Source organism: Pectobacterium artocarpous (genome assembly GCF_046159765.1).
In the GTDB taxonomy this organism is placed as follows: domain Bacteria; phylum Pseudomonadota; class Gammaproteobacteria; order Enterobacterales; family Enterobacteriaceae; genus Pectobacterium.
On the sequence record NZ_JBJXVK010000006.1, the window covers coordinates 139,179 to 153,176 of the forward strand.

Sequence of the window (13,998 nt, forward strand, 5' to 3'; positions counted from 1 at the left end):
ATACGGGGAGCCAGACTCCCCGCCGTCTTTGCTGCGGCCTGACGACTGTTCAGGCCGCGCTAATAAGGGATAGAACATGATTGACGGTGAAGATCGTCGCCCGGATCCCGATAGCCTGTTAGCTCAGGTCGGTGTACCACCGCGCGGCAAGCTGAAAATCTTTTTTGGTGCCTGTGCGGGTGTCGGGAAAACCTATGCCATGTTGCAGGAAGCCCAGCGGCTGCGGGCGCAGGGATTGGACATTCTGGTCGGCGTGGTCGAAACCCACGGCCGCAGCGAAACCGCCGCGCTGCTGGATGGTTTACCGCTGCTGCCACTCAGGCACTTTCGTCATCACGGTCGCCACACGGTTGAGTTCGATCTGGATGCAGCACTGGCGCGCTGTCCGGCGCTGATTCTGATTGACGAACTGGCGCACAGCAACGTTAACGGCTCTCGTCATCCCAAACGCTGGCAGGACGTGCAGGAACTGCTCGATGCCGGTATCGATGTCTTTACTACAGTGAATGTTCAGCATCTGGAAAGCCTGAATGACGTGGTCGGCGGCGTCACGGGAATTCGCGTACGAGAAACCGTGCCAGACCCGATCTTCGATCAGGCCAGCGAAGTTATTTTGGTGGACCTGCCGCCGGACGATCTGCGCCAGCGCCTGAATGAAGGCAAAGTGTATCTGCCGCTTCAGGCCGAGCGTGCCGTCGAGAATTTTTTCCGTAAAGGCAATTTGATCGCCCTGCGTGAGCTGGCGCTGCGGCGCATGGCGGATCGGGTTGACGATCAAATGCGCGCCATGCGTGCCGGGAAAGGCCGCGAGCAGGTCTGGCATACGCGCGATGCCATTCTGTTATGCATCGGCCACGGCACGGGCAATGAAAAACTGGTGCGTACGGCAGCACGGCTGGCGGCACGGTTGGGCAGCGCCTGGCACGCCGTTTACGTCGAAACGCCGCGTCTGCATCGTTTGCCTGAACCTCAACGGCGCGCCATCTTGCGGGCGCTCAAGCTGGCGCAAGATTTAGGGGCTGAAACGGTTACGCTATCGGAACCCGACGAAGAGCTTGCCGTCCTTCGCTATGCGCGTGAGCACAATCTCGGCAAAATCGTCATTGGTCGCCACGTAGAGCAGCGCTTCAGCTGGTGGTGGCGCACGCATTTTGCCGAACGGCTCGGCCGACTCGGGCCGGATCTCGATCTGGTCGTAGTCGCCGTACAGGATGACGTGCCAGCCGCACCGATTAAAACGCCTGATGCGCGCGGGCTGGTAGAGAAATGGCGCATTCAGCTCGTCGGCTGCGGACTGGCAACGCTGCTGTGTGCCTTGATCACCCTGCTCGCCTCATGGTCGCCGTTTGCCATGCTGGAACCGGTCAATCTGGTGATGATTTACCTGCTGGCCGTGGTAATCGTCGCACTCTTTTTTGGCCGCTGGCCGTCGGTGTTCGCCGCCATCATCAACGTCGCCAGTTTCGATCTCTTCTTTATTCTGCCGCGTGGTACGTTTGCCGTCTCGGATGCACAATATCTGGTCACTTTTATCGTGATGCTCGGCGTCGGCCTGCTGGTGGGTAATCTGACCGCAGGCGTGCGCTATCAGGCCAGAGTCGCCCGTTATCGCGAGCAGCGCGTCCGCCATCTGTATGAGATGTCCAAGGCGCTGAACCGCAGCCTGTCCAGCGCCGATATTGTCGAAACCAGCCAGCATTTTCTCAGCACAACGTTTCAGGCCAGGATCGCACTTCTGCTTACCGATAGCCTGCATCATACCTCGCCTGAACTCGCACAGCCTGCGCGAGACGGCCAGCAGTTAATTGTCGATCATGCTATCGCCCGCTGGAGCTTCGATCATCGCGCGCCTGCCGGAGCGGGAACGGCCACCCTACCCGGCGTGTCGTATCAGATTCTGCCGCTCGCCACCACGCAGCAAATCTTCGGCGTGTTGGCAATCGAGCCCAATAACGCCCGCCAGTTGATGATCCCCGAGCAGCAGCGCCTGCTGGAAACCTTTACCGTGCTGATCGCCAACGCGCTGGAGCGCCTGCATCTGCTGCAAAGTACCGAAAATGCCCGGCTGGATGCCGAGCGTGAACAGCTACGTAACTCTCTGCTTGCCGCGCTTTCGCACGATCTCCGCACGCCGCTGACCGTACTTTTTGGTCAGGCCGAGATTCTGACGTTGAATCTGGCAAGCGCAGGATCACCTTATGCCCAGCAGGCCAACCAGATTCGTCAGCACATTTTAAACACCACGCGACTGGTGAATAACCTACTCGATATGGCGCGTATTCAGTCGGATGGTTTTAACCTGCGCAAAGAGTGGCAAACGCCGGAGGAGCTTATCGGCAGCGCCCTACAGCAGTTGGAAAGCGCGCTGGCGAAAAACACCATTCAGGTTACGCTACCTGATGAGATGGTTCTGGTTTATTGTGATGCAGGGCTGGTGGAACGCGTGTTCATTAACCTGTTGGAGAATGCGCTGAAGTACGCCGGAGAACAGGCCACGATCGCTATTTCAGCAAGTATTGTTTCAGCAGGCCTGATGGCAGAGAGCGCTGCTTCGCAGCACGATACGCAGGAAAGCGTGTTGGAAATCATCGTGCAGGACAATGGCCCAGGCATTGAACACGGCCAGGAAAGCATGATTTTTGATAAATTTTCTCGTGGCCACAAAGAATCATCAATTCCCGGCGTGGGGCTGGGGCTGGCAATCTGTCGGGCAATTGTGGAAATTCACGGCGGTCGTATCTGGGCAGCTAATGCCGAAAGCGGCGGTGCCGTCTTCCATTTCACCCTACCGCTGTCGGCAGCACCGGATCTTGAACCGGAAGATATTGAGGAGCACTGAATCCATTGCAGGCCACCATTCTGATCGTTGAAGACGAAAAAGAGATCCGTCGTTTTGTTCGTCAGGCGCTGGAAGGCGAAGGCTGTCGCGTGTTTGACGCAGAAACGATGCAGCGTGGCCTGCTGGAAGCGGCCACACGCAAACCCGACCTGATTGTTCTCGATTTGGGCCTGCCGGACGGCGACGGCATCGACTACATCCGCGATTTACGCCAGTGGAGCAACCTGCCCGTGATTGTGCTTTCTGCCCGTACCGACGAGCAGGATAAAATAGATGCGCTGGATGCCGGTGCCGATGATTATCTGACCAAGCCGTTCGGCATCGGCGAACTGCTGGCGCGATTGCGCGTCGCACTGCGTCGCCACAGTAATACACAGCAGGAAACGCCGCTGGTGAGCTTCGGTGCGATCACCGTGGATTTACTCAATCGGCAGGTGAATCGCGACGGTCAGGAACTGCACCTGACGCCCATCGAATTTCGTCTGTTAGCCACACTCCTCGCCAACCCAGGCAAAGTGCTAACGCAACGTCAGCTACTGACGCAGGTTTGGGGGCCGAACGCCGTCGAACACAGCCACTATCTGCGCGTTTATATGGGACACCTGCGCCAGAAGCTGGAAAGCGATCCGGCAAGACCGCGCCATCTCTTGACTGAAACCGCTATCGGTTATCGTTTTATGCCGTAAAATCATCCTTCTGTATCAGGCGACGTCCGTAGAGCATGTCTCCCGCTATACGCGCTTGCTTTTTTTCAGGAATACACTGTCATGAGTAGTTGGTTAATTTACGCCTTGCTGTCTGCCGTATGCGCCGCGCTGGTCGCAATATTTGGCAAGATTGGTCTGCAAAATCTGGACGCCAATACGGCGACCGCGATTCGTGCCGTCATCATGGCACTTTTTCTGGTAGGGGTAGTGGTCGCGCAAGGCAAACTGGCACTGGTCGGTGAGGTCGTCGCCAATAAAAAAGCGCTGTTGTTTATCGTGCTCAGCGGCGTCGCGGGGGCGCTGTCATGGCTGTTTTACTTTGTCGCATTGAAGAGCGGTAATGTCGCTCAGGTCGCTCCGATCGATAAGCTCAGCGTGGTCTTCGCTGTCGTGCTGGCAGTCATTCTGCTGGGAGAAAAGATTTCGCTGATAGCGGGAGCCGGCGTTGCGCTGATTTCTGTGGGAGCGTTGCTGGTCGCATTGGGATAAAGACGTTCTGCATTTTCTGGCTGTACAAGATTAAAAAAGCAGACCGTTGAAAAACCTATTTGCCGAATGAAAACGGGCGTAACGGAATAGAACAGTAAAGCGTTTGCGCCAGAGACAAAAACGTCAGGAACGTTTTTGAACGTCGCTTGCGACGGCTCTGAAAGAGTGAATCTCAGGGATGAGATTCATATCTGCGCAAATCGAGCATACATGGACGTACTTGCAGCGTCTTTACGATCCGTTACACCCGCTCTGCGGACTTTTCCAGCAGTCTGAAAGGCGCTGCAAGCAGCGCCTTTTTTACTTATTTCGCCGTTGCGAGTACCGCACTGACAATTTCTACCGCTTCTTGCTCGATGCGCTCGCGGTGTTCCACCCCGAGGAAACTTTCACAGTAGATTTTGTAGGCTTCTTCGGTACCGGAAGGTCGTGCGGCAAACCAGCCGTTTTCCGTCATCACTTTCAGGCCGCCAATCGATGCACCATTGCCCGGCGCAGCGGTTAAGCGAGCAGTAATCGGATCGCCCGCCAGCGTGCTGGCCGATACCTGCTCAGGGGACAGCTTGGACAGCACGGCTTTCTGTGCATGCGTCGCAGAGGCCTGAATACGGCTGTAGCTCGGTGCGCCAAAGCGCTGTGCCAACTCATCATAATGCTGCTGTGGGTTTTTACCCGTCACGGCCGTAATTTCCGCCGCCAGCAGACACAGGATGATACCGTCTTTGTCCGTCGACCACGGCGTGCCATCAAAGCGCAGGAAGGACGCCCCCGCACTCTCTTCGCCACCAAAGCCAAAGCTACCGTCATACAGGCCGTCAACGAACCATTTGAAACCAACGGGTACTTCCACCAGCTTACGGCCCAAATCTGCCACTACGCGGTCAATCATCGCACTGGATACCAGCGTTTTACCGACAGCAACAGATTGTCCCCACTGTGGACGATGCTGGAACAGATAGTTGATCGCCACCGCCAGATAGTGGTTCGGGTTCATCAGCTCGGAAGGGGTGACGATACCGTGGCGGTCATAGTCAGGATCGTTGGCAAACGCCAAATCGAATTTATCACGCAGCGCCAGCAGCCCTGACATGGCGAATTCTGACGAGCAGTCCATACGAATCACGCCGTCGTGATCCAGCGACATAAAGCGGAATGTTTGATCGACTGCATCATTCACCAGCGTCAGATCCAGCTTGTAGTGCTCGGCAATACGCTGCCAGTAGGCAATGCCGGAACCACCCAGCGGATCGACACCCAGTTTCAGACCGGCACGTTGAATCGCCGCCATATCCACAACGCTAGCCAGCCCTTCTACATACGGCTGAACCAGATCCTGCTCGTGGACATATCCGCTTTTCCACGCCTGCTCCAGTGTAATACGCTTCACGTCACGCAGTTCATCCGCCAGCAGGGCATTCGCACGTTTCTCAATCACGCTAGTGAGATTGGTGTCTGCCGGGCCACCGTTAGGCGGGTTATATTTAATGCCACCATCTTCCGGCGGGTTGTGGGACGGCGTGATTACTATGCCGTCCGCCAGCGCCCCACTCTGACGATTGTGAACCAGAATTGCGTTAGACACCGCAGGTGTTGGAGTAAAACCATTATCCAACTGCACGATCACATCCACGCCGTTGGCAGCCAACACTTCAAGCACAGAGATAAACGCAGGTTCGGAGAGCGCGTGAGTATCTTTACCGACATAGCACGGGCCGCTGATGCCTTGCTTTTTACGCTCTTCAGCAATCGCCTGCGCAATCGCCAGAATGTGCAGTTCATTAAAGCTATGGTGCCCCGCGCTACCTCGATGACCAGACGTGCCGAATTTCACCGCATGCGCTGTGTTGCCGACTTCCGGCCGCAGCACATAATATTGTGACGTTAACTGTGCCACATTAATCAAATCGCTCTGCCGGGCAGGCTGCCCGGCCCGTGGGTGATTAGCCATTGGCGCTTCTCCCTAACGCTGTAGTTAGATAAATAGTTGATAAATAATCAGATGGTTCCGCACACTTTTTCTGTCAGTTCCGTAGGGAACTGCATCGTCAACATGATGTGCTCAACCATGCTACGTTTACGATCGGTATTCGTGTTGGTAATTACCCAGTATGGCGTGCCCGGAATATGTTTAGGCTTTGTGTGTGTACCATGCTGAAGCAACGTTTGTTGATCGCCCGCAAAATAAACTCGGGTGCGACCATGAAGAGATTCTGTCGCGGCAGCAAACTCCTGCGGCGACAAGGTATACAACGTGGACAGAACCAGCATAAAGCGATTGATGGCCTTATTCTGTTCAGCGTATTCATCCGACAGCAGCAGCTCACGCAGGGTCCGTACCCGATCGCGCGGGCTCGGCGCAACGGCTGGCTGAGACGTCACCGTTGTGGCAACCTCTACCGCTGGCGTGGTAACAGGCTGACCAGCGGTAAATTTCAGCATGCGCCGTAAAATATCCGATGCGCTTTCACCAATATGTTGTGTGTGGCTGGCAATATAACGATAAAGCTCTTCGTCGACGTCAATAGTTTTCATCTTTATCCAGTGCTGTTTTTACCCAAAATTGTGCAAATTACAGAGATGTACCTTTCTGTAACCCGGCATCTATGGGTAGATGACTCAAATCAAAAGGATTATACAGGCGTTCAAATATTATCGAACAGCGGCATAATGGGACAATAGCAAAAGTCAGACTATGCCCCAATGCCTTTCACATCCCTTCGAGTGACGATATCGATTCCTTCAGCGACAACATTGATTCTAAAGTCATGATACCCTAAGCCTATGTCTCTCTGAATGAACTTCACCATGAAATTGAATCATCGCTGGCAAAATGCGCACCAACCCACAGATAAAATCCCTGTCGTCCTGATTCATGGCCTGTTTGGCACACTGGATAACCTTGGCGTATTAGGCAGAGATTTGCAAAACACGCATGACATCCTGCAAATCGATTTACGCAATCACGGTTTGTCGCCACGCTCGCCGCAGATGAATTACTCCGCGATGGCGCAAGATGTGCTGACACTGCTGGATGACCTGAACATCGAACGCGCTATCGTTATTGGCCATTCAATGGGCGGAAAAGTTGCCATGGCGCTCAGCGCGCTCATTCCCGAACGACTGGACAAACTGGTCGCGATTGATATCGCACCAGTGGATTATCAGGCACGCCGCCACGACACCATTTTCTCTGCGCTACGCGCCGTCACGGAAGCCGGGCTGACCTCGCGCGCAGAAGCCGCCGTCTTAATGCGTCAGCACATAATAGAAGAAGGTGTCATTCAATTTTTGCTGAAATCCTTCCAACAGGGTGAGTGGCGTTTTAACGTACCAGTGTTGTGGGATGAGTACGAAAACATCGTTGGCTGGCAGGATGTTCCCGTCTGGCAAGGCCCTATCCTGTTCATCCGAGGCGGCGATTCTCCTTACCTGGACGATCGCTACCGAGACTCGCTGCTGCGTCAGTTCCCAGCGGCGCGCGCGCATGTCATCAGCGGAGCGGGCCACTGGGTTCACTCAGAAAAACCCGATGCGGTTTTACGCGCTATACACCGTTTTCTGGACACGAATTAACCAGACGACATTGCCACTGGCGGATTCATGATAACGGCGACAGTTAACCGTTGTCGACGCCAATGCGGCTAAGGTATGATGGCGCTCGCAGTAGAGGGACGGCTGATTCAGCCACAAGCATTGTAACCACTTCATCAAAATGCACGCATAACTTCCCGACATGTTTCACAGATAAAAAACCGCATTTTGGCAACCTCTGTTGCAGGGTGAGAATCGGTATCGCTTTTATCTGTAGAACAAGACGGACAGCACCGTGTATTTTGGTCCGAATACCTTGCAGTATCATTACTTATGGCAAAAGAACAAACGGATCGCACCACACTGGATCTGTTCGCAGATGAGCGTCGTCCAGGCCGCCCCAAGACCAACCCGCTCTCGCGTGACGAACAACTAAGAATTAACAAGCGTAATCAATTACGTCGCGATAAAGTGCGTGGTTTGCGCCGTGTTGAATTAAAGATTAACAGCGATGCCGTCGATATCCTGAACAGCCTTGCTGAAGAGCGGAACATCAGCCGCAGCGAATTGATTGAAGAGATGCTGCTGTCGCAGTTAGCGGAACAGCAGCCCTGATTGGTGTAATTCCGCACTCATTTCTTGCAATATTCACATTTTGTGCGGTGCCATTTCTGACGCCGCACAAATTTCTATTTGAGAGCCAACTCTCGCGTTCGGATTAAAACAACGCTTAGAATTTTTCCCAGTTATCATTACTCGGTGGCAAGGCTTTGCCTGCTCGGGGTGCAATCACCTGCTGCGTTTTCTGCACAGGCTTTGCCGCGACTTTCAACGCTGACTGCATATCGGACAACTGGAACAACGACACCGTCTGATTCAACAACGCCGCCTGCTCTTCCAGCGACAAGGCGGCCGACGATGCCTGTTCAACCAACGCGGCGTTTTGCTGCGTTACGCTGTCCATTTCTGCCACGGCCTGACCAACCTGCGCAATCCCTTTACTCTGTTCTTCCGATGCTGACGCAATTTCGCCCATAATGTCCGTCACGTTGGTGACTGCACGGACGATATCCTGCATGGTGTCACCGGCATCGTTAACCAGATTGGAACCCGTATCCACACAGCGAACAGACTCGGAAATCAGCCCTTCAATCTCTTTCGCCGCCTGCGCACTGCGCTGCGCCAGACTGCGTACTTCACCCGCGACCACGGCAAACCCGCGCCCTTGCTCACCCGCACGTGCCGCTTCCACTGCCGCGTTCAACGCCAGAATGTTGGTCTGGAAAGCGATGCCGTTAATCACGGTAGTGATTTCTGCGATTTTTCTCGAGCTGCCGGAGATTTCTGCCATGGTTTTCACCACGTTCTCAACGATTTCTCCACCTTTCTTCGCCGTTGTCGACGCTTGTAATGCCAGTTGGCTAGCGTGGTTGGCGTTTTCAGCGTTCTGTTTCACCGTCGCCGTCAATTGCTCCATGCTAGCCGCAGTTTCTTCCAGTGCGGAAGCCTGCTCTTCGGTTCGTGAAGACAGATCGTTGTTGCCCGCCGCAATCTCAGAAGCACCCTGATAGATGGAATCCGTGCTGTTTCTGATCGTGCTAACCGTGTTGGCCAGACTCCCCTGCATTTCACGTAGCAGCGGGAACAGGCGCCCTACACAATTGTTGCCGAAATCCAGAATTGGCTTGCCTAGATGACCAGAAGCAATCACGCTAAAGTGATCGCGCAGGTCATTTAACGGACGGGTCAGACACACCACCAGATAACGATCGGTCAGGAACAGCATGATAAGACCGATAACCAATCCGCTTAGCAAAATGTTCTGCCCAATCGTGGTAATTAGCTCAAAACGCACACCCGCTGCATCGAATTTCTCTGCACTGGCTTTACTGAATGCGGTTAAAGACGCACCAAACTGGCGACTCAGCGGCGGCACAACGTTCTTGGCCTGATTTTGGTAATCATCCAGCGCATTGGCAACGGCTTTTTGATAAAGCGGCTCAACGCCCTGAACAACCAGGTTATTCCAGTCACGGCTGACGGCCTGCACCAGAGAAGCATCCAGACCCGCATGATCGATAGCATTAAATGCCACCAAATCGGACTTCAGTTTATCCAGCGCGACAAGTGCAGAAGCCTGCTCTTTATCTGCGGTGGCATTATCACCACTGCGGCGAGCGTCAACAGCGCGCGCCAGACGGGTTACCATACGGAAGTACTGATCGTTGCCCTGGTTGATAAAATTCATGTTCTGAACCAGCAAGGTGCTGGTTTTCGAGCTCGCCGTCATCTCTTTAAAAGAGAATATGGTATATATTGATACGCCGCCCCAAAGAATACAAAAAGTGCCCAGCACCCATAACATAGCGGTTCTGATGGCAATATTTTTTATAAGTCTCATAGCTCACTCCAAATCAGGAAAATGGTTAAAAAGATTTTTATCGCTAATCAACCGATATGAATCATAAAATTCACACCATGAAACAGGTCACTTCTCTCTAGCGTTCATATTTCACCGAGTTGAAAACTCAAAAACCACGCTAACTCATCGGCTAAACGCAGAGAATATTTAGCGCTCTCGCCATATTTATTAAAATAATTTTTCATATTGAGAATGAACTCACTTATTTTTATAGATATAGGGATTTTCAATCAGTGAGTTACCATCAAAAGCGCTGTCGTCCGTGTCTCATGTATGTCGGCAAGCCCGCTTATACTAAGTTTCCATTTCATTCTTTAACATCAAAAGGATAAAAAATACCTCCGTATTTTTATCACCTCGCCTGTAAATGGGTATAATTCTTGCCTTCATTTATTAGGAATATTCCCAATAAATGTCACAAGTGTTCAATTTGATAAAAACATTATCTTTTGTATGCTTTTAATTCTCATGAATAGTAACGTACCGTGAAGTGACTTTTATTTATTACAAACAAAAGCCTGCTTTCAATTACAACCGAAATTAGCCCTTAAAATAAAAAGCGCATTCATAAAAAATGAAACATTATTGTTAACATAAAAATACACTTAAGGATATGTGCATTTGCTCCTAGACGATGACATAATCCATATCAATTATGTGGAATTTGGCCTCAGCAGGGATACGCTTCGTTTCTTTTACTGCCCTCCGCATTTCATATGTTCTTGATTTACGCCTCCTTACCGATACGAGTTTCTCCTGATGTGAGTGTCTGTTATTATTAATGGATAAGTGGGTGAAACATTACACCATACCATTAGGAATCAAGAGGTTATTCAATTCATGGCACTCATCGGAATATTCTTTGGCAGTGATACTGGTAACACTGAAAACATCGCCAAAACGATCCAACAGCAGTTAGGCACCAACGTTGCGGATGTTCATGACATCGCCAAAAGCAGCAAAGAGGACCTTGAAGGTTTCGATATCCTGCTGCTAGGTATTCCAACCTGGTATTACGGTGAAGCTCAGTGTGATTGGGATGACTTTTTTCCTTCACTGGAAGAAATTGATTTCACTGGGAAACTGGTTGCCCTATTTGGCTGTGGCGATCAGGAAGACTATGCAGAATACTTCTGTGATGCCATGGGCACCATTCGTGACATTATTGAGCCTCGCGGCGCGACGATTGTCGGCCATTGGCCAACAGAAGGCTATTATTTTGAAGCCTCTAAAGGGCTCGCCGACGACAATCACTTCATCGGCCTGGCTATCGATGAAGACCGTCAGCCTGAACTGACCAGCGAACGCGTAACAACGTGGGTGAAACAGATCAGCGATGAACTGAATCTGAAAGAGCTGGTTGGGTAAACCACGTTGGCTCTGATAATCACTATCAGAGCCAAAATAACATTGATAGGTAAAATCTTTCATAATAATTGATACATTTTTTTAACTTCTATCAGTAAACCTGTACAATAATCCCATCGGTTTTATATGTGCTTCACCATTTCCTCATTCATCAACAACGGATTGCGTTATATACCAGTAGTGTGAATGGGGACAATATTGTTAACATTCCCTTGTTTTCATTTTGTATGTGCGGTTCTATAATTGGGACGCTATTACATTTTTGCGCCGACCGATGTCATAGGCTAGGCAGCCTCCATTGATAAGTAAGCAACAGGACTAAACCCGCATGACTGACAACAATATCGCATTAAAGAAGGCCGGCCTGAAAGTCACTCTTCCAAGACTGAAAATTCTGGAAGTGTTACAGGATCCTGTCTGTCACCACGTCAGTGCGGAAGATTTATATAAGAGATTGATTGATATGGGCGAAGAGATTGGTCTTGCTACCGTCTATCGCGTACTCAACCAATTTGATGATGCGGGCATCGTCACTCGTCATAACTTCGAAGGGGGTAAATCCGTTTTCGAACTGACACAGCAGCATCATCACGATCACTTAATTTGCCTCGACTGTGGCAAAGTCATTGAATTCCGCGATGAATCTATCGAAGCACGCCAACGCGAGATCGCAGAAAGACACGGCATTAAACTGACCAACCACAGTTTGTATCTCTATGGGCATTGCAGTGAAGGGGATTGCCGCGAGGATGAAACCCTGCACGAATCAACACGATAAATCGACCGCATAAAAAATAAAACCGCCGAGGCGGTTTTATTTTTGTCTTCTTACTGGTGGCGTTAGCCTACCCAGGTATCACGCAGTCCAACCGTACGGTTAAACACCATATGTTCTGCACTGGAGTAAACGCGGTCGGCACAGAAGTAACCTTCGCGCTCAAACTGATACGCTTTCTCTGCTTCCGCCTGCACCAGGCTCGCTTCTACAAAACCTTGCGTAATCTTCAGTGAGTCTGGATTAATCGTCGACAGGAAGTCCTCCGCTGCGCCAGGGTTTGCCACACTAAACAGGCGATCGTACAGACGGAACTCCGCTGGCACCGCGTGTGCCGCAGAAACCCAATGGATCACACCTTTCACTTTACGGCCATCAGCCGGATCTTTGCTCAGCGTTTCCGCATCATAGCTACAGTAGATCGTGGTGATGGTGCCCTGCTCATCTTTATCAATACGCTCGGCTTTGATCACATAGGCATTACGCAGACGCACTTCTTTACCCAACACCAGACGCTTGTACTGTTTGTTGGCCTCTTCGCGGAAATCAGCGCGATCGATGTAAACTTCGCGGCTGAATGCAACCTGACGTGAGCCCATTTCTGGCTTGTTCGGATGGTTTGGCATCGTGACAAACTCTTCATGCCCGGCTGGAAGATTCTCGATCACCACTTTGACCGGATCCAACACCGCCATCGCGCGCGGGGCGTTCTCATTCAGATCGTCGCGGATGCAGGATTCCAGCGCGGCCATTTCCACGTTGTTATCCTGTTTCGTGACGCCGATGCGCACGCAGAATTCACGGATAGAAGACGCACTATAACCGCGACGACGCAGACCAGAGATAGTCGGCATACGTGGATCGTCCCATCCTTCAACGACATTTTCCGTAACCAGTTGATTCAACTTACGCTTGGACATAATCGCGTATTCAAGATTCAGGCGAGAGAACTCATACTGACGCGGATGGCAAGGAATGGTGATATTATCCAACACCCAGTCATACAGACGACGGTTGTCCTGGAATTCCAGCGTACACAGCGAATGCGTGATCCCTTCCAGCGCATCGGAAATGCAGTGGGTAAAGTCATACATCGGGTAGATGCACCACTTGTTACCCGTCTGGTGATGATCGGCAAATTTAATACGGTACAGCACCGGATCGCGCATTACGATAAAGGACGATGCCATATCGATTTTTGCACGCAGGCAGGCCGTACCTTCCGCAAATCCCCCGTTGCGCATTTTTTCAAACAGCGTCAGATTTTCCTGCACGGTACGGTCGCGGTAAGGGCTGTTTTTGCCCGGCGCCGTCAACGTACCACGGTATTCACGGATCTGCTCGGGCGTCAGTTCATCAACGTAAGCCAGCCCTTTACCGATCAACTCAACCGCATACGCGTGCAGTTGATCGAAATAATCAGAAGAATAGCGAACATCGCCGCTCCATGAAAAACCCAGCCACTCGACGTCACGTTTGATCGACTCAACGTATTCGATATCTTCTTTTACCGGGTTGGTGTCGTCAAAGCGCAGGTTACATTGCCCCTGATAGTCACGCGCGATACCAAAATTCAGGCAAATAGACTTGGCATGCCCAATATGCAGATAGCCGTTCGGCTCTGGCGGGAAACGCGTCTGAATATGGTCATGCTTACCGGACGCCAGATCTTCATCGATAATCTGACGGATAAAGTTGGTTGGGCGGGCTTCAGCCTCACTCATTCTTCATTCCTCAATGCTAAAACGACGTATAACCGACAATGATCCAACAAGCTACGCTGGGAAACAACCGTTAGTTTCATTTAATTATTCATAACGAAAAAAAAGGCGAGATTGCTATCTCGCCCTATCTATTTCATCGACAC

The 13,998-nt window shown here is 51.6% G+C and carries 11 protein-coding genes; 7 read left to right on the top strand and 4 right to left on the bottom strand.

Translation table 11 applies throughout. The annotated features are described in order from the left end of the window. Positions 1–76: 76 nt before the first annotated feature. From kdpD to ACKQAD_RS05745, 3 genes are all read left to right on the top strand, one after another. Positions 77–2,839, top strand: a complete 2,763-nt coding sequence (gene kdpD, locus ACKQAD_RS05735) for a two-component system sensor histidine kinase KdpD (protein WP_409159268.1) — start codon at positions 77–79, stop codon at positions 2,837–2,839. 5 nt (positions 2,840–2,844) lie between these two features. Beyond that, positions 2,845–3,525, top strand: coding sequence for a two-component system response regulator KdpE (kdpE, locus tag ACKQAD_RS05740; RefSeq protein WP_409159269.1), 681 nt, complete (start codon positions 2,845–2,847; stop codon positions 3,523–3,525). An 81-nt stretch (positions 3,526–3,606) separates the two neighbouring features. Next, positions 3,607–4,035 carry an EamA family transporter gene (locus tag ACKQAD_RS05745; RefSeq protein WP_409159270.1) on the top strand — a complete coding sequence of 143 codons (429 nt, stop codon included), beginning with the start codon at positions 3,607–3,609 and terminating at the stop codon, positions 4,033–4,035. A 304-nt stretch (positions 4,036–4,339) separates the two neighbouring features. Here the strand turns inward: ACKQAD_RS05745 and pgm are convergent, their stop codons facing one another. Both pgm and seqA read right to left on the bottom strand, forming a co-directional pair. After that, the gene (gene pgm / locus ACKQAD_RS05750) at positions 4,340–5,983 is read right to left on the bottom strand and encodes a phosphoglucomutase (alpha-D-glucose-1,6-bisphosphate-dependent) (protein WP_409159271.1); all 1,644 of its coding nucleotides are present in this window, start codon (positions 5,981–5,983) and stop codon (positions 4,340–4,342) included. Positions 5,984–6,030: 47 nt separating this feature from the next. Beyond that, on the bottom strand, positions 6,031–6,567 hold the full coding sequence (gene seqA, locus ACKQAD_RS05755) for a replication initiation negative regulator SeqA (protein ID WP_409159272.1): 537 nt from the start codon (positions 6,565–6,567) through the stop codon (positions 6,031–6,033). A 273-nt stretch (positions 6,568–6,840) separates the two neighbouring features. Here seqA and ybfF point away from each other — a divergent pair, with 273 nt between their 5' ends. Both ybfF and ybfE read left to right on the top strand, forming a co-directional pair. Beyond that, complete coding sequence (gene ybfF, locus ACKQAD_RS05760; RefSeq protein ID WP_409159273.1) at positions 6,841–7,608, top strand: esterase; 768 nt, start codon at positions 6,841–6,843, stop codon at positions 7,606–7,608. 291 nt (positions 7,609–7,899) lie between these two features. Then, positions 7,900–8,181: a LexA regulated protein gene (gene ybfE / locus ACKQAD_RS05765; protein ID WP_409159274.1), complete on the top strand. Its 282-nt coding sequence runs from the start codon at positions 7,900–7,902 to the stop codon at positions 8,179–8,181. 115 nt (positions 8,182–8,296) lie between these two features. Here ybfE and ACKQAD_RS05770 read toward each other — a convergent pair whose 3' ends face one another. Continuing rightward, a complete protein-coding gene (locus ACKQAD_RS05770) occupies positions 8,297–9,967 on the bottom strand; it encodes a methyl-accepting chemotaxis protein (protein ID WP_409159275.1) in 1,671 nt (556 codons plus the stop codon). 861 nt (positions 9,968–10,828) lie between these two features. Here ACKQAD_RS05770 and fldA point away from each other — a divergent pair. Together fldA and fur are read left to right on the top strand one after the other, a co-directional pair. Next, the gene (gene fldA / locus ACKQAD_RS05775; RefSeq protein WP_409159276.1) at positions 10,829–11,356 is read left to right on the top strand and encodes a flavodoxin FldA; all 528 of its coding nucleotides are present in this window, start codon (positions 10,829–10,831) and stop codon (positions 11,354–11,356) included. 328 nt (positions 11,357–11,684) lie between these two features. Further along, the gene (gene fur, locus ACKQAD_RS05780) at positions 11,685–12,134 is read left to right on the top strand and encodes a ferric iron uptake transcriptional regulator (RefSeq protein WP_225087336.1); all 450 of its coding nucleotides are present in this window, start codon (positions 11,685–11,687) and stop codon (positions 12,132–12,134) included. Positions 12,135–12,196: 62 nt separating this feature from the next. On the opposite strand, the gene glnS is transcribed toward fur, so the two are convergent. Beyond that, positions 12,197–13,855: a glutamine--tRNA ligase gene (gene glnS, locus ACKQAD_RS05785; protein WP_409159277.1), complete on the bottom strand. Its 1,659-nt coding sequence runs from the start codon at positions 13,853–13,855 to the stop codon at positions 12,197–12,199. Between the last annotated feature and the right edge of the window lie 143 nt (positions 13,856–13,998).